The organism is Micromonospora sp. WMMD987, from assembly GCF_029581435.1.
In the GTDB taxonomy this organism is placed as follows: domain Bacteria; phylum Actinomycetota; class Actinomycetes; order Mycobacteriales; family Micromonosporaceae; genus Micromonospora; species Micromonospora rifamycinica.
In genome coordinates this window covers 900,654-924,919 of the sequence record NZ_CP120861.1, presented here as the reverse complement: position 1 = coordinate 924,919, position 24,266 = coordinate 900,654, and the positions used below count along the sequence as shown (strand labels likewise).

The 24,266-nt window shown below is 75.0% G+C and carries 11 protein-coding genes; 5 read left to right on the top strand and 6 right to left on the bottom strand.

Going from position 1 to position 24,266, the window contains the following annotated elements:
* Window positions 1–5: 5 nt before the first annotated feature.
* Together O7612_RS04130 and O7612_RS04125 are read left to right on the top strand one after the other, a co-directional pair.
* A complete protein-coding gene (locus O7612_RS04130; RefSeq protein WP_282270611.1) occupies window positions 6–1,331 on the top strand; it encodes a sensor domain-containing protein in 1,326 nt (441 codons plus the stop codon).
* A gap of 14 nt (window positions 1,332–1,345) precedes the next feature.
* Window positions 1,346–1,990 carry a response regulator transcription factor gene (locus O7612_RS04125; RefSeq protein ID WP_282270610.1) on the top strand — a complete coding sequence of 215 codons (645 nt, stop codon included), beginning with the start codon at window positions 1,346–1,348 and terminating at the stop codon, window positions 1,988–1,990.
* Window positions 1,991–2,067: 77 nt separating this feature from the next.
* On the opposite strand, the gene O7612_RS04120 is transcribed toward O7612_RS04125, so the two are convergent.
* The 3 genes from O7612_RS04120 to O7612_RS04110 form a co-directional block, all read right to left on the bottom strand.
* Window positions 2,068–3,375 carry a hypothetical protein gene (locus O7612_RS04120; protein ID WP_282270608.1) on the bottom strand — a complete coding sequence of 436 codons (1,308 nt, stop codon included), beginning with the start codon at window positions 3,373–3,375 and terminating at the stop codon, window positions 2,068–2,070.
* A 257-nt stretch (window positions 3,376–3,632) separates the two neighbouring features.
* A complete protein-coding gene (locus tag O7612_RS04115) occupies window positions 3,633–4,019 on the bottom strand; it encodes a nuclear transport factor 2 family protein (RefSeq protein WP_282270605.1) in 387 nt (128 codons plus the stop codon).
* Between the two features lie 109 nt (window positions 4,020–4,128).
* On the bottom strand, window positions 4,129–5,490 hold the full coding sequence (locus O7612_RS04110; RefSeq protein ID WP_282270603.1) for a glycoside hydrolase family 6 protein: 1,362 nt from the start codon (window positions 5,488–5,490) through the stop codon (window positions 4,129–4,131).
* 228 nt (window positions 5,491–5,718) lie between these two features.
* Here O7612_RS04110 and O7612_RS04105 point away from each other — a divergent pair, with 228 nt between their 5' ends.
* Entirely contained in the window at window positions 5,719–6,402 is a 684-nt protein-coding gene (locus O7612_RS04105; protein ID WP_282270601.1) for a TetR/AcrR family transcriptional regulator, read from the top strand.
* A gap of 320 nt (window positions 6,403–6,722) precedes the next feature.
* Window positions 6,723–7,838 (top strand): sensor histidine kinase, encoded by a 1,116-nt coding sequence (locus tag O7612_RS04100; protein ID WP_282270599.1) that lies wholly within the window; start codon window positions 6,723–6,725, stop codon window positions 7,836–7,838.
* Here the strand turns inward: O7612_RS04100 and O7612_RS04095 are convergent.
* A complete protein-coding gene (locus O7612_RS04095; protein WP_282270597.1) occupies window positions 7,804–8,013 on the bottom strand; it encodes a DUF5988 family protein in 210 nt (69 codons plus the stop codon). The genes O7612_RS04100 and O7612_RS04095 overlap by 35 nt on opposite strands.
* Window positions 8,014–8,128: 115 nt before the next feature.
* On the opposite strand from O7612_RS04095, the gene O7612_RS04090 reads away from it, so the two are divergent.
* Window positions 8,129–9,049: an alpha/beta hydrolase gene (locus O7612_RS04090; protein ID WP_282270595.1), complete on the top strand. Its 921-nt coding sequence runs from the start codon at window positions 8,129–8,131 to the stop codon at window positions 9,047–9,049.
* Window positions 9,050–9,104: 55 nt separating this feature from the next.
* Here the strand turns inward: O7612_RS04090 and O7612_RS04085 are convergent, their stop codons facing one another.
* Both O7612_RS04085 and O7612_RS04080 read right to left on the bottom strand, forming a co-directional pair.
* Window positions 9,105–18,056 (bottom strand): type I polyketide synthase, encoded by an 8,952-nt coding sequence (locus O7612_RS04085; RefSeq protein ID WP_282270593.1) that lies wholly within the window; start codon window positions 18,054–18,056, stop codon window positions 9,105–9,107.
* Window positions 18,053–24,223 (bottom strand): type I polyketide synthase, encoded by a 6,171-nt coding sequence (locus O7612_RS04080; RefSeq protein WP_282270591.1) that lies wholly within the window; start codon window positions 24,221–24,223, stop codon window positions 18,053–18,055. Before O7612_RS04080 ends, O7612_RS04085 begins: the two co-directional genes overlap by 4 nt.
* Between the last annotated feature and the right edge of the window lie 43 nt (window positions 24,224–24,266).

The following is a 24,266-nucleotide window of genomic DNA, read 5'->3' as shown; positions in this document are numbered from 1 at the left end:
GGCCGATGACCGTGCTGCGCGCCCCGTTCACCGCAGCGGTCCTCCGTCAGGCCGTGTTCTGCGTGGTCGGGGTGCTCAGCGCGGTCGCGGTCCTGGCCGTGCCGGTGCTCGTACCCGCCCTGGGCGTCCTCGTCCTCTCGGCCACCGGTGCCCCGGCCCGCGAGCCCGCGCCCGTCGTCGCGCCGCTGTTCCTGGTGCTGCTCCCGCTCACCGTCGCGCTCCTGGTCGTCCTGGTCGCCCCGACCGGACGCGCGGCGGGAGCCGGGTTCCGCCGGCTCGCGGCCCGACTGCTCGACGTGCACGTGGCAGCCCCGCCACCCCGCCCCTCGCGGCGGCCCGGCGCGCTGGTAGCCGACGGGCCGGGCTGGCGGGCCGCCGGATACGCCCTGCTCAAGGTGCCCCTGGCCGTCCCGCAGGGCTACGGCGTGTTCTGTTACGTCTTCGGGCCGGTCAACCTCAGCTACCCGCTGTGGTGGCCGCTGTTCCGCAACCACCCGCCCGGCACCCGGCTCGGGCCGGTGTGGGCGCTCACCCCGTTCGGCGTCATCGGCGCGCGGACCCTCGCCGGCGCGTTCCTCGTCGCGGCGGCCGGTCTCGCCATGCTCCTGGTGGCCCCGTGGGTGATGCGGGCCGGCACGGTGGCGGACGTGGCGGCGATGCGCCGGCTGCTGGGTCCACCCCCGCTCGCCGAGCGGGTCCGCGAGCTGCGGGCCAGCCGCGCACAGGCGATCGACGACGCGGCCACCATGATGCGCCGGCTGGAACGGGACCTGCACGACGGCGCGCAGATCCGGCTGGCGACGCTCGCCATGCACCTCGGCATGGCCACCGAGAAGCTCGGCGTCGACGGCCCACCGCCCGACCTCGCGCAGGCCCGCGAGCTGGTCGCGCTCGCCCACCGGGGCGCGAAGGACGCCCTCGCTGACCTGCGCGACCTGGTCCGCGGCATCCACCCGCCGGTGCTCGACAACGGCCTCGGCGACGCGCTGGCGACCCTCGCCACCGACAGCGCGATCCCGGTCACGGTGACAGTCGAGCTGACCGACCGTCCGGCGCCCGCCATCGAGACCATCGCCTACTTCTGCGCCGCCGAGCTGCTCACGAACGCGGCCAAGCACAGCGGCGCGACCCGGGTCCGGCTCGACGTCGTCGGCTCGGGTCGCCGCCTGACCCTGAGCGTCACGGACGACGGCACCGGCGGGGCGGACCCGGCCGGCGCGGGCCTGACCGGCCTGGCCCGCCGGATCAGCGTCGTGGACGGTCGGCTGCGGGTGCACAGCCCGGTCGGCGGACCGACCCGGGTCGAGATCGAACTGCCCACACAGGTGTGAACGGAGGCGACGGCATGCGGGTGGTGATCGCGGAGGACTCCGCGATGATGCGCGAGGGTCTGGTCCGGTTGCTCACCGACCGGGGCTTCGACGTGTGCGCGGCGGTGGCCGACGCGGCCACGTTGCGGGCCACGGTCGCCGCCGTCGTCCCGGACGTGGCCGTGGTCGACATCCGGATGCCGCCGACGCACACCGACGAGGGGCTCCGCGCCGCGATCGACATCCGTCGCGACCACCCCGGTGTCGGGGTGCTGGTGTTCTCCCAGTACGTGGAGACCCGCTACGCGACCCGGCTGCTCACCGACCGGCCCAGCGGGGTCGGTTACCTGCTCAAGGACCGGGTCGCCGACATCGCCGACTTCGTGGAGGCGCTGACCCGGGTGGCGGCCGGCGGCACCGCGCTGGATCCGGAGGTGGTCGGCCACCTGATGCGGGCCGGGCGGGACACGCTCGGGCTGGCGTCGCTGACCCCCCGCGAGCGCGAGGTGCTCTCGTCGATGGCCGAGGGCCGGTCCAACGCCGGTATCGCGGCGGCACTCGCCATCACCCCCGGGGTGGTGGAGAAGCACGTGGCGAACATCTTCGCGAAGCTCGGGCTGCCCGCCTCCGACGGCGACAACCGCCGGGTGCTGGCCGTCCTGCGTCATCTCGGCGGCTGACCGTACGCGGCCGGACCCGCATGCGCCGCCGGCCGGCAGCCCCGGTGGGGCTGCCGGCCGGCGGCGCGGCGCTGGCGTCAGGGGACGAAGACGACGTCGCGCAGTCGGGGTGACGGGCCGTCCAGCACGTGACCGGCCCGGCCGCGCAGCCACCTGTCGAAGAAGGCGGTGACCAGGGTCTCCTGGCTGCGGACGGCCCGGGCCGGCGCGATGGCGCCCAGGGCGTCGGTGACGAAGCTGTCGGGGAGGTCGAGCTGCCGGGCGATCTGCGGGATCAGCGGCACGGCGTCCTTGTAGGCGTTCTCGCCCTTCGCGCCGTCGAGCCGCAGGTCGACGCGCCAACCGGTGCTGTTGTCCCACAGCATCCGCCAGGACGGCGTCCGGTGGTGGTCGGTCCCGACGTCGCCCATGAGCATGAACGGCCGGTCCAGGCCGGTACGCGTGACCGGCCACAGGGCGAGGGCATCCGGCATGATCGGCGACTCGATGCTGCCGCCCATGTCGATCGCGGCCCGGATGCGGGGGTCGTCGCTCATGGCCTGCAGCGCGGTCATGCCGCCGGCGGAGACGCCGAACATGCCCGTCCGGCTCAGGTCCAGGGCACCCGCCATGCCCCGGGGCAGCGGCCGGCCTGCCGCGTCCGGGTTCGCCCCCCGGTCGAGGGCCGCCAACTGGTCGAGCACGAAGCGGGTGTCCGCGAGCCGGGTGTCGAACACCCGCGCGCCGAGTCGCTGGAAGTCGTCGGGCTGCTGCGCCTGCTCGAACAGCTGCGGCAGCAGGGTGCTGACGACGCGGCCGTCGGGGAACTCCACCTCGGACACCTCGTGGGTGTGGTCGATGGTCACCACCACGTAGCCGCGGCTGGCCAGGTCCTGCACCAGGGTGGTGCCCCAGGTCCGCGGGTCGCCGGCCCCGGGGGAGTACAACACCACCGGGTACGGCCGCCCGCTTCGCGCCAGCGGTGCGCCCCGGTGGCCGCTGGTCCGGGTGGCGGCGAAGTCCACCGCGCCCGCCGGGATGCGGTACAGGCTGGCCCCGACACCGGCGGTGCCACCGAAGTGGGCCGCCGCGCCGGGCAGCATGTGGGGTGCCCGTGGGAAACGGTCCACCCCGGTGGCCGGGTACCAGACGCTGACCATCAGCTCGCGGGGGGCCGGGGTGGCCGTCCACGGGTCGGTGCGGGAGCGGTCGACCAGGTGCAGGTCGACGGTACCCACCGGGTGGGGGCCCGTCGGCGTCGGCAGCCGCAGCCGGGCCGGGCCGTCGGCTCGCTGCTCAGCCCGCGGTGCGACGGTGCCGGAGGCGGAGGACGGTGCCGGGTGGGCGACCGTCACACAGCCGACGATCACCGTGGCGAGCACTGCGGTCCGGAATCCCCATGCCATGAGCGGCTCCTCAGGAAACCAGGGCTGCCCCTGCGGCCGCCCTTCGTCGGTTTCACGCTAGGAGCGCGACGGGGCCGGTAGAAGGTGGCTTCCACCCGCCTCGTGGGGGGTGGTAACCCCCAGTCCCGCCGGCACCGGACGGGCAGCCGGGCCGCCATCGCTGGCACGGGGCGGCTGCCCGATGTGGTCGGCCCGGCCAATGTGGTCGGCCCCGGCCAATGTGGTCGGCCCGGTCGACCGTCGGTGGCGGGGGACGGTCACTCGGTGAAGTAGTCGCGGAGCACGGCGATCCGCCCGGCCCGGAGGCGGAAGATCTGCACGAGCGACATCGTCGTGCGCCGCCCGTCGGCCCCGTCGAACGCGACGTCGACCTCGGCGATGAACACGTCGGGATCCGGGGTGTCGTGCAGGACGTAGCCGGATCCCTCCGGGTGCACCGTGCCACGGTGGGCCGGCTGCCGGTGGTACCTCCGGAGCCCGGACCGGATCGCCTCGCGGCCGACCAGGCGGCCGTGCAGCGGGTGACCCTCGGGTGCCAGCGGTGCGTCGTACACACCGTCCTCGGTGAACATCGCGGCGATCGCATCCGGATCCCGGGCGACCGCGCCGGCGTACACGTACCGCTCGAAGATTTCCTGATGCATGAGGTCCACTCTCCAGTCTAGCTCGCGGACCGGCGGCGGGGACGGGTGCCGGGCGACGGTGGCCCGGCGCGGAGAGGGTCCTCCGCGCCGGGCCGCCGGTGCCGGAGGGTCAGCTGGCCGCGCAGGTGGCCGTGGCGCCCGGGCCGGTCCCGGTGCCCTGGAAGCCGAAGTTGGTCGACTGCCGGGCCCCGACCTGGCCGTTGTAGCTCACGTTGGTGAACCGGACGGTTCCGCTGGTGCCGCTGTTCTGGGCGCTCCAGGCGCTGGTGACGGCGGCACCGCCGGGCAGGTTGACGGTCACGGTCCAGCCGTTGATGCCGCTGTCGCCCGCGGTGACCTTCACGTCCGCGGTGAACCCGCCGGACCACTGGTTGACCGTCACCGACGCGGAACAGCCGTTGCCACCCGCCGGCGGCGGCGTGGTGGGGGGCGCCGTGGTCGGCGGCGCGGTCGTCGGCGGCGCGGTGGTCGGCGGGGTCGTGGTCGGCGGGTTGGGTGCGCCGTTGGCCAGGCTGAAGGCCAGGTCCGGCTGGAACGAGCCGGCCGTGTAGCGGCAGCCGTCCGCCTCACCCGGCGGCTTCACCCAGAGGTACGCGTCGATGTTGTTGTCGCCGGTGTTGGTCGTCGGGTACTGCCCGATGCGCCGGTCGGTGTTGTCGTCGCCGCACCAGTCCCCGCTGGCGCCGCCGTTGCGGCTGGTGTCGATGACCTGGCGCTTGCCCGAGATGCCCATGCCGTTGAGGGCGGAGATGACCGACCGGCCGAAGTTCGCCTCACTGGAGGTGGGGTTGTAGTTCGACACGTTGGTGAAGAAGCCGTCGGCGTACTGCACGCCGGCCGCCCGGAGCCGGTTGGCGGTCTCGTTGGCGCTGTTCCAGGTGGAGTGGCCGGCGTCGAGGTACACCTTGGCGTTGGGGTTGGCCGACTTCATGGTCCGGGTGGCCGTCGAGATCGCCTGGTTGCGGGCGTTGATCTCGTTGTTGTTCAGGCAGGTCAGCAGGGCGAGGGAGTCGGTCTCCAGGATGATGATGACCGTCCGGTTGCCCAGTCCCCGGGAGAAGTTGGACACCCAGGTCTGGTACTGGTTGAGGTCCGGCGCCCCGCCGGCGCTGGCTCCGCCGCAGTCCCGGTTGGTGATCTGGTACACCGCCATCACCGGGATCTGCTGCGCCGCGTTGGCGGCCCCGATGAACGCGGCGGCCTCGGACTGCGCGGTCGACGGGTTGAAGTTGGCGAACCAGCGGGCCTGCGGCTGACTCGCGATCTTGTCGCGGATGACCGCGGCACGCGAGTCGCCGGGGTTGGCGGCGACCCAGCGGACGACGGCCGAACTCGGGTCGCGGTAGAGCGGTCCGGACAGGGTGCCGGCGGACGCGCCGCCGGCCGTCATACAGACGGCGGCAACGGTGGCACCGGCCACGGCTGCCACGCTGACGGCCGCTGATCTGCGGCGGCGGAAGAGGATAGCCACGACGTGTTTCCTCCTGATCACATCGATGTATCTAAGTTCATGGGAGCGTTCCCATGGACGTTAGCGGAGGCGGCCCCCGCTGCCAAGACATGCAAGCTCGCCAATCGGTCGACACCCGTGCCCGACGGACCGGACCGACACCGGACCGGCGCGGGTCGCGACGCCCGGGGCAACTGACCGCTTTGCGAGCAGCCGCCCAAAACCAGAGCAGTGCTACAGTTAACAACTATGAAGGCATCGGGGTTCCGCGCCCGGGTCCGGGCCGAGATCGTCACCGAGCTCAAGGCGGTGGCCTGGCGTCACCTGGCCGCCGACGGCGCCAACCTGTCGTTGCGCGCCGTCGCCCGCGACATGGGGATGGCCTCGTCCGCGGTCTACCGCTACTTCCCCAGCCGGGAGGACCTGCTCACCGCGTTGATCATCGACGCGTACGACGCACTGGGGGAGAGCGCCGAGAAGGCCGCCGAGAGTGCCGACCCGGGGCTCGCCCGCTGGCTCGCCGTCGGGCACGCGGTCCGCGACCGCGCCCTGGCGGTGCCGCACGAGTGGGCGTTGATCTACGGAAGCCCGGTGCCCGGCTACCGCGCGCCGGAGGACACCATCGGTCCGGGCACCCGGGTCGTCCTGCTGATCGGGCGGATCCTCCAGGAGGCGCTACAGGTCGGCCGGCTGGAACTCGGCGAGCCCCTCACCGGGGAGTTCGCCACGGAACTGGCCACCGTGGCGGCCCGGTTCGGCGACGACATGCCACCACGGCTCCTCGCCGACAGCGCGACGATGTTCTTCATGCTCTGCGGTGCGGTCAACGCCGAGCTCTTCGGCCAGCTCGCCAACTCGGTCGACCGGGACCGGCGCGGCTTCTTCAGCTTCCAGCTCGGCCAGGCGGCCACCCTGGCCGGTCTCACGACCTGACCCCGCCGGCACCGGCCGGCCCCCGGCCCGACCTGCCCCGACACCGGTCGACCCCACGGCCTCCCCGACACCGGTCGCCCCACGGCCTCCCCGGCACCGGCCGGTCGCGCCGCCCGACCTGCCCCGACGCCGGTCGGTCCCATCGACCGACCCGCCCGCCGGTCGGTCGGCGACGACGCCGGGCTCACCGCCGGTCGTCCGGCGCGCTGACCGTCCCGCCCACCGATGACAAATCTCGGCACAGAGATCCATCGTGGACTTTGTGATTGAATGATCCCGTGCGCGTCTTCCATCGCGATTGGACGATTCGACGACGAGGTATGCAAGTCCGGTTCTTCAGCCTGTCCTGCCTGCTCTTCCTGGCCTATCCGGTCGGCGCGATCAGCCGCACATCGATCTGGCTCTTACCCGTTCTGCTGGCTTTCGCCGCCGGCTACTGCCGGGTGATAATTCGCAACACCCCGCAGATGCACGGCAACCGCGCGCCGCTGACCGTCCTGCTCACCCTGGCGCTGGGCGCGCTGATGGTCCCCACGCTGCACTACGACTGGTTCTCCGGTCTGGGTGTCTTCGCCGCGATCATGCTGCTGATCAACTTCCCGCTGCGCTGGTGGCCGGTGATCCTGACCGGCCTCATCGGCTCCTTCACCCTCATCGCCCAGTTCATGCTGCACGCCGAACGCGGCTCGATCGTCGTACTCCTGGTCCTGCTGGTGATCGTCGGGGCCACCCAGGTGGCCGTCTACAAGCAGATCGAGACGTCCATGCAGTTGCAGGAGGCACGCACCGAACTGACCCATCTCGCGATCGCCGAGGAGCGGCTGCGCATCGCCCGCGACCTGCACGACATCCTCGGGCAACGGCTCTCCGCGGTCACCCTGAAGGCCGAGATCGCCGCCCAGATGGTCGTCCGGGATCCACACCGGGCGGTCAACGAGATCCTCGAGGTGAGCGCCACCGCACGGGACGCCCTGGCGGAGGTGCGCGCGGCCGTCTCCGGCTACCGCACGGTGTGGCTGCGGGCCGAGGCGGAGAGTTCCGAGGCCCTGCTGACCGCCTGCGGCGTGACGGTGACCGTGGCCGGTCCGCTGTCCCTGCCGCGGCTGACCAACGAGACGGCCGGCTGGGTGGTCCGGGAGGCGACGACGAACGTGATCCGGCACGCCTCGGCGCAACGGTGCTGGATCACGGTCGTCGACGAGGGTGACACGTTCGTCGTGCAGGTCGCCGACGACGGGGCCGGCGGCGCACTCGACCAGCCCTTCTCGTACGGCACCGGGCTCACCGGGCTCGCCGAACGCATCGACATCGTGGGGGGCGAGTTGGAGGTCGGCCCCCGCGACGGTCGCTTCGTGGTGACCGCCCGGATCCCGGCCAACCCGCAGTTCGCGGATTCGACCGCTACTCGGCGATCCGCGTTCGGCCGACCCAGGTGAACACCGTCCGGCCGTCCGACCCCGCGGTCGTCCGGTGGAAGTGCTCGTACCCGTTGAGCCACGGGAGCTTGACCGTGTCCGCGTCGCCGGTGACGTGACAGGTACGCATCATGACCGGGATGTCGGCCGGTCCGCCATCGAGCACGGCGGCGACGGTGGCCTGCTGATCATCCATCGTGACCCCTTCGACGAGTAACTGTCTGTGCTGCTCACGCTATGCAGGGCGGCTGGAGTGCGGCTTGATCCGGTGACTCGATTCCGGCTCAAGCGCTCCGGAGGACCCTTCAGGCATGACGACCGAATCAGGGCAGGCCCGCCTGGCCGGCACGGCGGTGTCGCCGCGCACCGACCGCCCGGGTGGCATCCATATCGCGTACGAGAGTCTGGGCCGCCCCGACGGTGAGCCGCTGCTGCTCGTCATGGGTCTCGGCATGCAGATGATCATGTGGCACGACGACCTGTGCGCCGCCTTCGCCGGCCGGGGCTTCACGGTCGCCCGGTTCGACCACCGTGACGTGGGCGCCTCGACCCACCTGCACGAGGCGGGCCGCCCCACCATCCTGCGCATGATGCTGCGGCCCGGCAAGGCGGCGTACCGGCTGCCGGACATGGCCGGCGACGCGGTCGCCGTGCTCGACGCGCTGGGCTGGCCGCGGGCGCACGTCGTCGGCATCTCCCTCGGCGGGATGATCGCGCAGCAGATCGCGATCGAGCACCCCGGGCGGGTGTTGAGCCTGACGTCGATCTCGGCCACCGCGTCGCCCCGGATCGGCCGGCTCAGCATGCGCACCGCGATGCGCCTGCAGAGGCTCCAGGACCGGCCGGTCGAGAACGGGGAGCAGGCCGGACAACTGATGGTCGACCTGTTCGCCCTGATCGGCTCCCCCGGGTACGACATGGACGAACGCTGGTTGCGGGAACGCGGCCGGATCGCCTTCGACCGGGCCTACGACCAGGCCGGCCGGCTGCGGCACGAGGCCGCGCTGATGGCCTCCCGGGACCGCCGCGCCCAGCTCGCCGAACTCCGCCTCCCGGCGCTGGTGGTGCACGGTGAGGCGGACCGGATCTGGAACGTCGCCGGTGGTCGGGCCACCGCCGAGGCCATCCCGGGCGCCCGGTTGATGACCTTTCCCGGATACGGGCACGGCGTCCTCCCCCGGGCGCTCTGGGCCGACGTGGTCGACGGCGTGGCCGCCCTCGCCGGCCGCTGAACGCCCGGCACGCAGCAGCCCGGTCACCGCGAGGGTGACCGGGCTGCTCCGTGTCTCACCAGCCGGCGGCGAGGTCCTCGCGGGCCGCGGCGACCAGGTCGTCGAGGGACAGCTCGGACAGCACGGCGTCGTCCGGACCGACCGGGCCCGCCGGACGCGCCGGGGACTGCGGCACCGGTGTCCGGGCACCGAGCAGTTCCGTGGTCAGGTAGGCGCTCAGGGCCACCACCGTCGGATGGTCGAGCGCCACCGTCGCCGGTAGTTCCCGGCCCAGGCCGTACGCCAACCGGGTCCGCAGGTCGATCGCCATGATCGAGTCGAGGCCCAGCTCGGCGAAGCCGGAGTGCTCGTCCACCGGCACCGGACTGCCCAGGGTCTCCGCCACCATCGTCGCCACCGCGTCGCGCAGCACCCCCGGAGCGTCCGCCTCCGCCAGGTCGGCCACCCGCTCCCCGAGCCACCCCGACGGCGGCGGCGCGGCGTCCACGGCGGCGGCCGGCTCCGGTGCCGCCGCCGCCACCAGGGCCGCCCGGGGATGGCCGGCGACCAGCGCGGCGTAGCGGGGCAGGTCGACCGCGACCGCGACCAACCGGTGCAGGTCGCCGTCCAGCGCCGCCGCCAGCACCGGCGCGGCGTCCCCGTCGGTCAACGGTCGGACGTGGTACCGCTCGGCCGCCCGCCGTACCACGTCGGTCCCGGCCAGGCCCTGCTCGCCGTCCGGCACCCACGGTCCCCAGGCGACGCTCACCGCCCGGACACCCTCGGCCCGCAACGCCTCGGCCAGCCCGGTCAGGTAGCCGTTCGCGGCGGCGTAGCCGGTCTGACCGGCCGAGCCGAGCACCGAGGAGACCGAGGAGTACAGCACGAAGGCGCTCAGCTCCCGACCCCGCAGCGCCGAGGCGAGCGCCGCCGCACCGTCCACCTTGCCGGCGAAGACCCCGTCGTACGCCGACGCCGACGCCGTACCGAACGCGCCGTCGGCGGTCGTCCCCGCCAGGTGCAGGACGGCGTCGAGCGGACCGAGCCGGTCGGCGGCGGCCACCGCCTCGGCGCACACCCGGGGATCGGCGACGTCACCCCGCACCACCTCGATCCGGACGCCCTGCCCGGTGAGCGAGTCCAGGACCCGGCGCGCACCCGCACCCGGCGCGGACCGGCCCACCAGGGTGAGCGCCCTGGTCCCCCGCTCGACCAGCAGCCGGGCGGTGCTCAGGCCGAGCGCACCCAGACCGCCGGTGATCAGCACCCCGGACGGCCAGCCACGACCGGCGGGCCGAGGTCGCGCCGGCACCAGCCGGGCGCCGGTGACCGCTCCGGCCGCCACCCGCAACCGGGGCTCGGTGCACCCGTCGTCGAACGCCCCGGTCAGCGTCGCCGCCAACCGGTCCACCGTCGTCCGGTCGGTCTCGACCCGCAGCAGCCGACGGTCCGGCTCCTCCGTCTCCAGCGCGGTGAGCAGACCCCACAGCGTCTCCCGCAGCGGCGCCCCGTCCGGGCCGGCCGGGGCGAGCACCGCGTACGGCACCGTCGGGCGGCCCGCCCGCAGTGCCCCGGCCAGTTCCCGGACCGCCTCCAGCGGCTCCGCCCCGTCGGGTCCGGCCCAGCGGGCGTCCACCACCAGGTCGACCGGGCCGTCCGGGGCGACGGTGTGCCCGGCGCGGCGCAGGGCGGCGGCCAACTCGTCGACGAAGGCACCCGCGCCGGTCAGCCCGACGACGTGCCGCCGACCGACCGGACGCTCCGCGACCTCCACCGGGGTCCAGTCCACCGTGTACAGGTGGGACCGCTCCTCGCGCAGGCTCTGCCGCAGCAGCTCACGCGGCGCGTGCCGGACCCGGAAGTCGTCCACCACCATCAGGCTCTCGCCACCGGCGGTGAACAGGTGCAGGTCGGCGGCGTCCACCCGGCTGCGCCCGCCGGCCAGCGGCTCGGCCGACCGCACCCGGACGTGCCCCCACAGCTCACCGGTCGGCCGGGGGCCGGCCGGGAAGGCGATCCGGGCCGCCGAGAACGGGATGGCCAGCGACGCAGCCTCGGCGACCCGGTCGTCGACCAGGAACCCGGCGATGCTCTGGAAGCACGAGTCGATGAGACCCGGATACAGCTCGTAGCACGCCGGATCGTCGGGCAGCGCCGGTGGCGCGTAGCGGACCAGGGCCTCCCCACCCCGGATCCACACGTCGGCGATCCACCGGAAGGACGGGCCGAGGGTGTACCCGAGGGCCGCGAAGTAGGCGTAGAACGCCGTCCCGGAGAGGTGCCGGTCGGCACCGGTGACGAACTCCCCCCGGTCCGTCTCCGTCGGGGCCGCCCGCCCCGCCCCGTCGGCGGTCAACCGGCCGGAGAGGTGCTCCTGCCACTGCCGCCGCTCGTCGTCGAGCAGGCTGTGCACGGCGAGGTGACCGGTCGCGGTGTCCGCGACCAGCTGCACCCGGTACTCCTCACCCTCGGCGACGACCAACGCCCTCGGGCAGACCATGTCGGTGAGCGTCAGCGCCGCGCCGCCCCCGGCGAGCGCGGACAGCGCCGTCGCCAGGTGCGAGGCGGCCGGGGTGACCACCGTGTCGTACAGGCGGTGGTCGGTCAGGTAGGCCGGGAAGGCGGTGGTGCGCGGGAACTCGAAGACCCGGGCGGTCCGCAGCGCGGGCGACTGGACCTCGCCACCCCAGTGCGGTCCGGTACCGGTCGCCGCGGACGACGGCCGGGCCGGGGCCGACGGCACCCAGAACCGGGTGTCGGCGAACGGGTAGACCGGTGCCGCCCCGGTCGCCCGGCCCTGCACCGCGGCCCACTCGACCGGCTGCCCCAGCTCGTACAGCCGGGCCACCGCGTCGAGCAGGACGGCCCGGTCGGACGCCCCACGCCGCATCGACGGCAACGCGCCCCCGGACGGCAGCAGGCCGCCGGCCGTCACCAGGCCGGTGAGCGTACGACCCGGTCCGATCTCGACGAACACGTCGGCCCCGAGGTCGCGCAGCGCCTGCACCCCGGCGCCGAAGCGCACCGGCTGCCGGACGTGCCGGGTCCAGTAGTCGGCGTCGTAGCCCTCGGCGGGCCGACCGGTCACGTTGCTCACGATCGGCAGCACCGGCGGCCGGTGCGTCACCGTGGCGACCGCCGACCGCAACTCGTCCAGTACCGGCTCCATCAGCCAGGAGTGGAAGGCGTGCGAGACGACCAGGCGTTGCGTCCCGATCCGGTCGGCCCGGCAGGCGGCGGTGAACGCGTCCACGGCGTCGGCCGGTCCGGCCACCACGACGGCGCGCGGCCCGTTGACCGCGGCGATGTCCAGGGGCTGGCCGGCGATCCGGTCGGCGACCTCGGCCTCGGTGGCGGTCACCGCCACCATCGCGCCCGGGGCGGACCGCTGCATCAGCCGGGAGCGCCGGCTGATCAGGAACAGGCCGTCGGCCAGGTCGAGCACCCCGGCGTGGACGGCGGCGGAGATCTCGCCGACGCTGTGGCCGAGCACGGCGGTCGCGGTGACCCCCCAGGAGGCCCACAGGGCGACCAGTGACAGGTGCAGGGCGACCAGCGCGGGCTGGGTCACCTCCGTCTGGTGGATCCGCTCCCGGTCGGCACCGGTCCAGAGCAGTTCGGTGAGCGGGGCACCGAGCTGGGGGGTGAGCAGCGTGTCGCACTCGTCGAAGCGCTCCCGGAACACCGGCTCGGTCTCGTACAGCTCGCGGGCCATCCCGAAGTACTGGCTGCCCTGGCCGGAGAAGAGGAACGCCACCCGGGGCGGCCGGCCGGTGCCGACCTGCGGCGGCGGCCCCGCCAGCCCGGCGAGCAGGTCCGCGCCGGTGCGGCCGACGACCGCCCGGCGGGCGCGCAGGTGGGACCGCCCCGACCCGGCGAGCGCGGCGAGCGCGGCCACCCGCTCCTCGGCCGGATCACCGGCGAGCGCGTCGCGCCAGGCCGCGGTGACCCGCTCCAGGCCCGCCGGGTCCGACCCGGACAGCGGCAGGACGAACGGTGGGCGGCCGGCCGGCGGTGGCTCCGCGGCCGGTGCCGCGCCGACGATCACGTGCGCGTTCGTGCCGGAGAAGCCGAACGCCGAGATCCCGGCCAGCCGCCGGCCACCCGCCGCCGGCCACGCCACGGCGGTGTCCACCACCCGGACGTTCATGCCGGCCCAGTCGATCTGCGGATTCGGTTCGGCGTAGTGCAGGTCGGCCGGGATGCGCCCGTGCCGCAGGGCGAGCACCGTCTTGGCCAGCGACACCAGGCCGGACGCCGACTCGCAGTGACCGACGTTACTCTTCACCGATCCGAGGTACAGCGGATCGTCCGGTCGCCGGCCGGAGCCCAGCACCCGCCAGGCGGCGGAGACCTCGACCGGATCGCCCAGCGCCGTCCCGGTGCCGTGCGCCTCCAGGTAGGACACCTCGGCCCCGTCGACCCCGGCGTCGGCGAGCGCCGACCGGATCACCGCCTGCTGCGCCCGCCCGTTCGGTGCGGTCAGCCCGGTCGACGCGCCGTCGGAGTTGACCGCGCTGCCGTGCAGCACCGCGAGCACCCGGTCGCCTGCCCGTCGGGCCTCGTCGAGTGGCTTGAGCACCACCATCGCCACCGCCTCCGAGCGGACGAAGCCGTCCGCCTGGGCGCTGAACGTGCGGCAGCGACCGGTCGGCGAGAGCATGTGCGCCCGGCTGACCGCCACCGAGGCGGCCGGCGCGGCGATGACGTTCACCCCGCCCACCAGCGCGGTCCGCGACTCCCCCGACCGCAGGGACCGGATCGCGAGGTGCAGCGCGACCAGCGACGACGAGCACGCGGTGTCGATCGCCATCGCCGGACCCTCGAAGCCGTACAGGTAGCTGAGCCGGCCGGCCGCCGCGTTGAGCGCGGTGCCGGTGCCGAAGTAGGCGTCCAGCCCGTCCAGGCCGCCCCGCTCCAGCAGACGCGCGTAGTCGCTGTTGGAGATGCCGACGAACACGCCGGTACGGCTGCCCCGCAGGCTGCGCGGGTCGACACCGGCGTCCTCGAACGCGTGCCAGGCCGTCTCCAGCAGCAGCCGCTGCTGCGGGTCGAGGCTCTCCGCCTCCCGGCCCGGAATGTCGAAGAAGGCGGCGTCGAACCGGTCCACGTCCCGGAGGAAACCGCCCTGGTCGGTGGTGATGCTGCCGGCCCGCAGCTGGTCGGCGTCGTGCAGGGCGGCTCCGTCCCACCGGTCCGCGGGCACCGGACCGACGCCGTCACGGCCACCGGTCAGCAGGTCCCACAGCTCGTCGACCGAGTCGGCGCCGGGAAAGCGCCCGGCCATGCCGACGATGGCGATCGGACCGGCGGCCGGGGCCGGCTGTCCGGGCCGGTCCGACGTCGCCGGCCGCGCCGGTGCGGGCCGCAGCGGCTCCGCCCCGACCACCGGCGACGACGGCGCGGCCGGCTCCACCCCGACCACCAGCGGCGACGCGGCCGCCACCCCGACCACCAGCGGCGACGCGGCCGCCGCCCCGACCACCAGCGGCGACGCGGCCGCCGCGTCGGCCACCAGCGGCGACGGCGACGCGGCAGCCGTCCCGGCCGCCACCGGCGACGGCACGGCAGGGTGCGTCCCGGCCGCCACCGGCGACGGCGGGACGGGGGGCGACGGTCGCCGGTCGGAGGCCGTCGGGCCGGTCACCCGGTCCAGGACGAACGCACCCAGGTCGGCCACCGTCGGATGGTCGAAGATGTCCGCCGTCGCCAGCCGGACCCCGAACCGACCGCCGAGCGCGTCGAGCAGGTCGATCGCCATCATCGAGTCGAGCCCGAGGTCGAAGAAACCCTGGTCGTCGCGGATCTCGGCGGTCGTCGGGTAACCCAGCACCCGGGCCACCGCCTCCCGGACCGCGTCCCGGGCGGCAGCCGGCCGGGCCAGCTCGGGCAGGTCCCGCAGCGGCACCGGGGCGGTCGACGCGACAGCCGGTCGGGTGACCGGGGCCAGCTCACGGAGCAGGGCACGCGGGTGGCGACCGGCCAGCACCGCGTCCAGCCGGCCCCAGTCGGCCGGGCAGCACACGACGGACGACTCCGGCCCGGTGGCCGGGGCGGCCAGCGCCGCGGCCCCGTCCCCGGGCGGTACCGCGCCCACGCCGCCCCGGGCCAGGTCGGCGAGGGCGTCGGCGTCGACCATGCCGTCGCCGGCCCACGGCCCGTACGCGACAGTGCCGGCCGGCAGACCCAGCCCGGCGCGGTGCCGGACCACCAGTTCGGCCGCGCCGTTGGCGGCGGCGTACGCGGCGTAGCCGTCGGTGCCCCAGAGCGCCGACACCGACGAGACGACGGTGAAGAAGTCCAGCGGCCGGTCGGCCAGGAGCAGGTGCAGCCACCAGGCACCGGCCAGTTTGGCGCGCAGCGCCCCGGCGAACGCGGCGTCGTCCACCGCGGACAGCGGGGTGCGGGCGATCGTGCCCGCCGCGTGCAGCACGCCGGCCACCGGGCGGTCCTCGACGGCCAGCGCCCCGGCCAGCGCCACCGGGTCGGCACAGTCGACCGCCGCGTAACGCGCGTCGACACCGGCCGACCGGAGCCGGGCGAGCAGTTCGGTCGCGGCGGCCGGCAGGGCGTCCTCGGGCCGCCGGCCGAGCAGCGACAGGTGCCGGGCACCCCGGCGGACCAGGTCGTCGACGAGCACCCGGCCGACCCCGCCGAGCCCACCGGTGACCAGGTAGGTCGCCTCGGCCCGCAGCGGCTGCGGTTCGGCGGTCGCGGTGGGCACCGAGGGGCGCAACCGGCCGGTGAACACCCGCCCGTCGCGGACCGCGAGCAGATCCTCGGGTCCGCCGTCGGGCAGCGCCCGCAGCAGGGCGTCGACGTCGGCCGCGTCCGGGTCCGCCGGCAGGTCGACGATCCCGGCGTACCCGGTGGACTCCAGACCCAGCACGGGGGCCAGGCCGTGCAGCGCGCCGTGCCCGGTGGCCGGCACCTCGTCGTCGCCGCCCACCCGGCGGGCACCCCGGGTCAGCAGCACGCCCCGATGGTGCGCCGGCAGCTCGCGCAGCGTGGCGGTGACCGTGGCACACAGGGCCGCCGTCGCGTCGATCGACCGGGCGTCGCCGGTGGTCGCCGGCAGCGCCGGTGCCGCGTACGCCAGCAGCACGCAGGTCGGCTCGGCCGGCCCCGCCGCACCGGGCGGGATCACCCGGCGGCCCGCCGCGCGGGCGCGGGATGCGATCAGCGCGGTCAGTTCCGTGTCGTCACCCAGCACCACGACCGGACGACCCTCGACCCGCCCCGGCTCCGGTAGCGGCAGCCAGGCCAGCTCGTGCAGGGGGGTGCCCGACGCGGGCGGGGTCTGCGTCGCCGGGGCGTACCGCTGCCGCTGCCAGGGGTAACCCGGCAGGTCGACCACCCGGCGGTCCGGCGCGGGGGCCGGTGGTTCGGCGTCCGGGGCGAGGTCGTGCACCAGGGGCGACGGCTCACCGGCGGCCAGCGCCGTCAGCGCCTCCACCGCGGCGGCCGGTCCGGTGGCGGCCACCCAGGCGCGTACCCGGTGCCGGGGACGGCCGGGACCGGCGGTGTACGCGAAGGCCGGGTAGTCCGCCGCGTCGAGGGTCGCCAGCCGCTCCCGGTAGCGGGCGGCGAGCGTCCGCAGGGCCTCCGGCGTGTGCCCGCCGATCTCGAAGCCGGCCACCTGCTGCGGGGCCGGACGGGCCGGCGGGGTCACCCCGGCGGACTCGGCGGTGCCGAGGATGACGTGCGCGTTCGTGCCGCTCATCCCGAACGAGCTGACCCCGGCGTGCCGATTCGTAGCCGCCTCGTCCCAGGCCAGCACCTCGGTGGGCAGGGTGATCGCGGTGCCGGTCAGGTCGATACGCGGGTTGAGCGTGCCGAAGTGCACGAGCGGCGGCACCTGCCCGTGCCGTAACGAGAGGATCGCCTTGAGGATGCCGACCACGCCCGCCGCGGCCTCCAGGTGGCCGAGGTTCGTCTTGGCGGCCCCGATCAGCAGCGGCGCGTCCGTGCCACGTGGGCGTCCGAGCACCGTGGCCAGGGCCTCGACCTCGATCGGGTCGCCCAGCGCCGTGCCGGTGCCGTGCGTCTCCACCAGCCCGATCTCGGCGGCGGTGAGGCCGGCGTCGGCCAGCGCCGAGCGCAGCAACGCGGTCTGCGCCAGCACGTTCGGCGCGGTGAACCCGGAGGACCGGCCGTCCTGGTTGAGCGCGGACCCCTTGACCACGGCGAGCACGGTGTCGCCGTCCCGGACCGCGGCGTCGAGCCGCTTGAGCACCAGCACGACCGAGCCCTCACCCCGGGTGAAGCCGTTGGCGCGGGCGTCGAACGCCTTGCACCGCCCGTCCGGGGCGAGCGCGCCCATCTCCGGACCGAGCAGCCGGGTCGACCGCGGCGACAGGATCAGGTTGACGCCGCCGGCCAGGGCCAGGTCGCACTCGCCGGCCCGTAGCGCCGCCACCGCCTGGTGCAGGGCGACCAGCGACGACGAGCACGCGGTGTCCACCGCCACCGCCGGACCGGTGAGGCCCAGCGCGTACGCGACCCGGCCGACGGCGAAGCAGTGGCCGTTGCCGGTCGCCCAGTAGGCGTCCGCGGTCGACGGCTCCCACTCCCGGTAGTCCTGGTGGGTGATGCCGACGTAGCAGCCGACCCGCTGGTCGCCCAGGCGGTCCGGCGGGGTCGCCGCGTGGTCCAGCGCCTCCGCCGCCACCTCCAGCAGCAGCCGGTGCTGCGGATCCAGGGCCACCGCCTCGCGCGGGCTGATCCCGAAGTACCCGGCGTCGAAGCTGAGCACCTCGTCGAGGAACCCGCCCTGGCGGGGCAGCGTCGCCCACTGGTCGGCGAACGGCTCGGTACGGGCCGTCGGGATCGGCCTGATCAGGTCGCGGCCCTCGGTGAGCGCCTGCCAGTACCCGTCCATGGTGTGGATCCCGCCGGGCAGCCGCAGCCCGACGCCGATGACCGCGACCGGTTGGCGGCTCCCCTGCTCGTCGAGCTGCCGACGGAGTTTGCGGATGGTGTCCAGGGCACGGCTCAGCGGCGTCGGGCCGCCCGGTGTCGTCGTCACTGCACTCGTTCCGTTTCCGTAGCGGTGTCGAGGAGTTGCTCGCACAGCACGGTGGCCAGGGCGCCGGCCGTGCCGTAGGTCCAGAGCAGCGTGGGCGACAGCTTCAGCCCGAACGCCGACTCCAACCGGTTACGCAGTTCCAGGCTCATCAGCGAGTCGAGCCCGAGCGCCTTGAACGGGGTCTGCTGGTCGACCGCGCCGGGGTCGATGCGCAGGACCCGTCCGGTCAGCTCCCGTACCTTCTCCTCCACCAGCGGCACCCGGGCGTCCGCCGCCGCGCCGTGCAGCCGTTCCAGGAACACCGTGCCGTCCCCGCCGCCGGCGGTGCCCCCCTCCGCCCGCAGCTCCTGCCAGCTCGGCAGCGCCGCGGTGTCCGGGTAGGCGTCGAACCACTGCCGCACGTTCAGCGGGACGTAGCCGACGACCCGTTCACCGTCGTCGAGGAACCGGGCCAGCGCCGGCCACGCCCGGCTGACCGGGAAACTGCCCATGCCGCGTTCGGACAGCCGATCGCCCCGGTTGCCGTCCTGTGCCGCGAGGCCGACGTCGGCGAACGGTCCCCACTGGACCGACAGCGCCGGTCGGCCACGACGGCGGCGGGCCTCGGCGAGGCTGTCCAGGTAGGCGTTGCCCGCCGCGTAGCCGGCCTGGCCGGCGTTGCCGACCAGGGCGGCGGCCGAGGAGAAGAGCACGAACAGGTCCAGCGGGTCGTCGGTGGTCAACGCGTCCAGGTGCCGTGCGCCGTCCACCTTCGGGGCCACCGCGCGCTCGATCTGCTCGGGCCGCAGGGTGGCGACCGTCGCGTCGTCCAGCACACCGGCGGCGTGCACCACCCCCCGGATCGGCGGCTGCCCGGCGCGGACCCGGTCCAGGACCGCGGCCAACGCCGCCCGGTCGGTGACGTCCACCGGGTACGCCCGGACGTCGCAGCCGGCCGCCCGGAGCGCCGCGATCCGCTCCCCGGTGTCCGGGTCGGGAGCACGCCGCCCGAGCAGGGCGAGCGCGCCACCGCCGCGCCCGGCCACGTACTCGGCCAGCGACAGGCCGAGCGCGCCCAGGCCGCCGGTGATCACGTAGCTGCCGTCGGCCCGGAACCGGCCACCCGGCATCGGCTCCGGCACCACGGCGGTGACCGTGGTCGGATCCACCAGCACCAGCTTGCCGATGTGCCGACCGGTGGCCATGGTGCGCAGCGCCTCGGCGGCGTCGGCGAAGTCGTACCAGGTCACCGGCAGGCGCGGCAGCTTGCCGGCGGCCACCAGGTCCCACACCTCGGTGAACAGCGGGGCGAACCGTTCCGGTCGGCGGTCCATCAGACCGGCCAGGTCGATCGCCGCGACAGTGACCGACTTGCGGAACGCGGCCAGGCTGATCCGGCGGCCGGCGTACACGTCCTTCTTGCCGACCTCCAGGAACCGGCCGTCCTCGGCGAGCACGTCCAGCCCGGCGTCGATCGCCGCGCCGGTGAGCGAGTTGAGCACCACGTCGACACCCCGGCCACCGGTGGCCGCCAGCACCTCGTCGGCCCAGGACAGGTCCCGGGAGTCGAACACCTGCCGGACGCCGAGGCCGCGCAGGTACTCCCGCTTCTCCTCGGTGCCGGCGGTCGCCAGCACCTCCGCGCCGAGGTGGCGGGCGACACCGATCGCCGCCAGGCCCAGCCCGCCGGCGGCGGAGTGCACCAGGACCGTCTCGCCGGCCCGCACCCGGCCCAGGTCGGCCAGCGCGTACCAGGCGGTCAGCGTCACCAGTGGCAGCGCCGCGGCCTCGGCGTCGCCGAGGTCGGCCGGCAGGGCGCGGACCCGTCCGGCGGCGACCGTCAGGTGCGAGGCGATCGCACCGAACGCGCAGGCGACCACCCGGTCGCCGACGGCGAAGCCGGTGACGTCGGCGCCCACGGCGGTGACCCGTCCGGCGCACTCGCCGCCGAGCAGTTCCCCGCCGACCGGGTCCGGGTAGGTGCCCATCGCCTTCATCACGTCGATGAAGTTGAGCGCGGCGGCGGTCACCTCGACCTGCACCTCCCCGGCGGCCGGGACGCCCGGGGAGCGCGGCCGGAACTCCAGCCCGTCCCACCGGCCCGGTCGCGCCGGCACCAGGCGGAACGGCTGCACCGGGGTACGCCACGCGGGCGGCTCCTCGTCGGGCTCCGCCCGGCCGACCACGATCCGGCCCACCCAGCGGTCCACGCCACGCAGCACCACCTGGTCGTCGCCGTCGGTGGTGGCCAGCTCGGCGACCACGGCGAGCGCCGCCACGACCGGGTCGTCGGTGGCGTCGACGTCGACGAGCGTCGGGGCGAGTTCCGGGTGTTCACGGCGCAGCACCCGGGTGAAGCCCCAGAACATGGCGGCTCCCGGATCCGGCAGGTCGTCGGCGGTGACCGCCTGGGCGTCGGTGGTCACCACCGCGATCCGCGGCGGCATGGGCAGCGCCGCGGCGGCCCGGGTCAGCTCGGTGAGCCCGACCAGCGCGGCACGCTGCCGCGACCCGTCGGTCGGGACGACGAACACGACGCCCGCCGGCTCCGCCGTGGCCAGGTCGGCCGGGTCGGTCAACTCCTCCCCGGGCAGGGCGGCGGCCAGCGGGCCGGTCCCGGCGACGAGCCACCGGCCGGGCAGCGTCGCCGGCTCGGGGCGGGGCGCGGGCCGGAACGCCAGCCGGTGCAGCAGCGCCGCGTCCGGGTCGTCACCGGCGGTCAGCGTCAACTCCTGAAGCTGCAGGCCGATCATGCTGAGCACCGGCTCGCGCCCGGTGTCGAACACGTGCACGTCGTACCGGCCGTCGTCACGTCGCTCGGCGTACGACCAGCCGGCCGTCGGCACGGTGGCCCGGTGCCGTTCGACCCGCTGCACCCCGGTCGGCACCACCGTGCCGGTGCCCTCGTCGAGGGCGAGGCTGACCTGCAGGGCCGCGTCCCACAGCGCGGGGTGCAGGGCGGCCGACGCGCCGGCCCGGCACTTCGCCGGCAGTTCCAGTTCGCCGAGGGCGCGGGCACCGTCGACCGACACCCGGCGGACGCCCCGCAGCGCCGGACCGTAGCGCAGCCCGCGCCGTTCGCACGCCGCGTAGAAGTCGTCCGCCCCGACCGGGTCCGGCCCGACCAGTCCGGCCGGGAAGGGCACCGGTGTGGTGGCGGCGGACTGCTGGACGCGGGCCGTGGCGTGGGTGGTCCAGCCGGAGCCGTCGGAGGCCAGCGAGCAGAGCGTGAACGATCCGCCCTCGGTGACGTCGTCGCGCCACAGCGCGCCGACCTGGGCCGTCGCGTCGCCGGTCAGGGTGAGGTCGGCGCTGAACCGGACGTCGCGCAGCACGGTCGGCTCCTGACCGGTGCGGGACCGACCGGTGGCCAGGGCGATGGCGAGCATCGCCGCGCCGGGCACCACCACCGCGTCGTGCACCCGGTGGTCGGCGAGCCACGGGTGGCTCCCGGTGCCGATCTCCAGGTCACCCTGCCACAGGTCGGGCTCGCTGGCCGACGGGACGACGGCGACGTCGAGCCCGAGCCGGCCGCCACGCCGCCGGCCGCCCTCCGTCCAGTTCCGGGTGCGCTGCCAGGCGATGCCGGGCAGCCGGACGGTCCGGCCCGGTGGCAGGTAGGCGTGCGGGGCCAGCCCGGCCACGTACGCGGTGGCGAACGCGGCGGCCAGGTCCTCCACCGTTCCGGCGTCGCGGCGCAGGGTGACCAGCACCCGGGGCGGCACCGGGCGCGACGCGGCGATCTGCTCGATCGCGGTCAGCAGGACCGGGTGCGGGCTGATCTCGACCAGGTGGGTGACGCCCCCGTCGACCAGTTCGTCGACGGTGGTCAGGAAGCGCACCGGCCGACGCAGGTTCTCGGCCCAGTACGCCGCGTCCAGCTCGGGACCGGACAGGGTGCTCCCCCGGACCGTCGAGACCAGCTCGACCGTCCCGTCGACCGGGGTGATCGTGGCGAGCGCGGCGGTCAGGTCGGGGGTGAGCGCGTCCATCTGCGGGCTGTGCGAGGCGTAGTCGACGTCGACCAGCCGGCAGTGCACGCCGTCCGCCTCCAGGATCTCGCGCAGCGCGAGCACGGCGTCGCCGTCGCCGGAGAGCACGCAGGAGGCCGGCCCGTTCTCGACCGCCAGCGACACCAGGTCCTCGAACCCGGCCAGCGCGGCCCGCGCCGCCTCCGGGTCGAGCGCCACGGAGAGCATCCGACCCCGGCCGGAGGCCCGTACGGCGAGCGCGCTACGGGTGGCGACGACCAGTGCGGCGTCCTCGTAGGACAAAATCCCGGCCACGGTCGCGGCGGAGACCTCGCCCTGACTGTGCCCGATCACCACGTCCGGGGTGACACCGGCGTGCCGCCACAGCTCGGCGAGCCCGACCGACATCGCCCACAGCGCCGGCTGCACCATGTCCACCCGGGACGTCCAGCCGGTCCCGGCCGCCCCGGACAGCACCCCGGCCAGGTCCCAGTCGACGTGCGGCGCGATGGCCCGCGCGCAGCGGTCCACCACCGACTGGAACACCGGGCTGGCGGCGTACAGGTCGCGGCCCATCGCCGCCCACTGCGAGCCCTGTCCGGGAAAGACGAAGGCGACCCGGCCGACCGGCTCGGCACGGCCGGTGACCAGCCCGTCGACGTCGGCGTCGTGGTCGGTGGACCAGGTGTCGAGCCGGTCCAGCGTCGCGGCGGTATCGGTGGCGAGCGCGGCCACCCGCAGCGGGAAGTGGTCCGCGCGGTGCGCGAGCGCGCCGGCCAGCTGCACCGGGTCGGTGCCGTGGGCGATCAGGTCGCGCACCTGCCGGACCCGCTCGGCCAGGGCGGCGGAGGAGTGCGCGGAGACCGGCAGCACGGCCGGGACGCCGAGCGTCGGTGACGCCGGTTCGGCGCCGGCCGGCTCACGCGGCGGGTCGGCGACGACGACGTGCGCGTTGGTGCCGCCCCAGCCGAACGAGTTCACGCCGAGGAAGACCGGCTCGTCGGGGAGCGCCACCGGGCCGGTCGCCACCCGCAGGCGCAGACCGGCGAAGTCGATGCCCGGGTTCAGCTCGCCGTGGTGCCGGGTGGCCGGCACGGTGCGGTGCCGGATCGCGAGCAGCACCTTGAGCAGCCCGGCCAGGCCGGCGGTCGCCTCGGTGTGCCCGATGTTGGTCTTGACCGAGCCGATCGGCAGCGGGCCGGCGGAGGCGTCCCGCGCCTGACCGGCGACCCGGCCGAGGGCCTCGGCCTCGACCGGGTCGCCCCGGCCGGTGCCGGTGCCGTGCGCCTCCACGTAGGCGAGCCGGTCCAGCGGGATGCCGCCCTCGACGTACGCCCGGCGCAGCAGGTCCTCCTGGCCCGCCGGGTTCGGGGTGACCAGGCTGTCCCCGCCGCCGTCGTTGTTGACCACGGTCCGCACGACGACGCCCTGGATGCGGTCGCCGTCGGCGAGCGCCCGGTCCAGCCGCTTGAGGTACAGCCCGGCGATGCCCTCGGCCCGGACGAACCCGTCGGCGTCCGCCGCGAACGCCTTGCACCGGCCCTGCGGGGACAGCCCGCCGAAGTGGGTGAGCCCGATCGAGACGTCCGGCGCGAGGATCAGGTTGACCCCGCCGACCAGTGCCGCGTCGATCTCCCCGGTGCGCAGCGCCTGGCCGGCCAGGTGCAACGCCACCAGCGACGACGAGCAACCGGTCTCCACCACCAGCGACGGGCCGGTGAGCCCCAGGAAGTACGAGACCCGGGCGGCGATCACGTCCAGGGCGTTGCCGACCGTGCTGTGCTGGGTGGCGGTGGCACCCCGTTCCTTGCGGAGGATCTCGTAGTCGTGCCAGGACGCGCCGACGTACACGCCGGTGCGGGTGCCGCGCAGGGCGGCGGCCGGCTGGCCGGCGTCCTCCAGCGCCCGCCAGGCCACCTCCAGCATCAGCCGTTGCTGTGGGTCGATGTCCGCGGCCTCCCGGGGGGAGATGCCGAAGAACCCGGGGTCGAACTGGTCGACGTCGTCGAGGAAGCCGCCGACGTCCTGCACCGCCCGCTCCGGGTCGAGCTGGGCGGTGGCGTCCCAGCGCTCGGGCGGCACCGGCCGGATGGCGTCGCCGCCGTCGGCCAGCAGCTGCCAGAACGCGTCCAGGTCGGGGGCGTTCGGGAACCGCCCGGCCATGCCCACCACGGCCAGGAGCTGGGTCGGGTCGCCGGCAGGGTCGTTGTCATACATCACGGGACCGCCTCGGTGTCGACGAACGGGAAGGGGGCTTGTG

What these genes read in the sequence shown, in the direction of transcription:
- O7612_RS04080 (WP_282270591.1), bottom strand. Translation starts at nt 24,223, where the DNA reads ATGTATGACAACGACCCTGCCGGCGACCCGACCCAGCTCCTGGCCGTG.
- O7612_RS04100 (WP_282270599.1), top strand. Translation starts at nt 6,723, where the DNA reads ATGCAAGTCCGGTTCTTCAGCCTGTCCTGCCTGCTCTTCCTGGCCTAT.
- O7612_RS04130 (WP_282270611.1), top strand. Translation starts at nt 6, where the DNA reads ATGACCGTGCTGCGCGCCCCGTTCACCGCAGCGGTCCTCCGTCAGGCC.
- O7612_RS04095 (WP_282270597.1), bottom strand. Translation starts at nt 8,013, where the DNA reads ATGGATGATCAGCAGGCCACCGTCGCCGCCGTGCTCGATGGCGGACCG.
- O7612_RS04125 (WP_282270610.1), top strand. Translation starts at nt 1,346, where the DNA reads ATGCGGGTGGTGATCGCGGAGGACTCCGCGATGATGCGCGAGGGTCTG.
- O7612_RS04105 (WP_282270601.1), top strand. Translation starts at nt 5,719, where the DNA reads ATGAAGGCATCGGGGTTCCGCGCCCGGGTCCGGGCCGAGATCGTCACC.
- O7612_RS04090 (WP_282270595.1), top strand. Translation starts at nt 8,129, where the DNA reads ATGACGACCGAATCAGGGCAGGCCCGCCTGGCCGGCACGGCGGTGTCG.
- O7612_RS04115 (WP_282270605.1), bottom strand. Translation starts at nt 4,019, where the DNA reads ATGCATCAGGAAATCTTCGAGCGGTACGTGTACGCCGGCGCGGTCGCC.
- O7612_RS04120 (WP_282270608.1), bottom strand. Translation starts at nt 3,375, where the DNA reads ATGGCATGGGGATTCCGGACCGCAGTGCTCGCCACGGTGATCGTCGGC.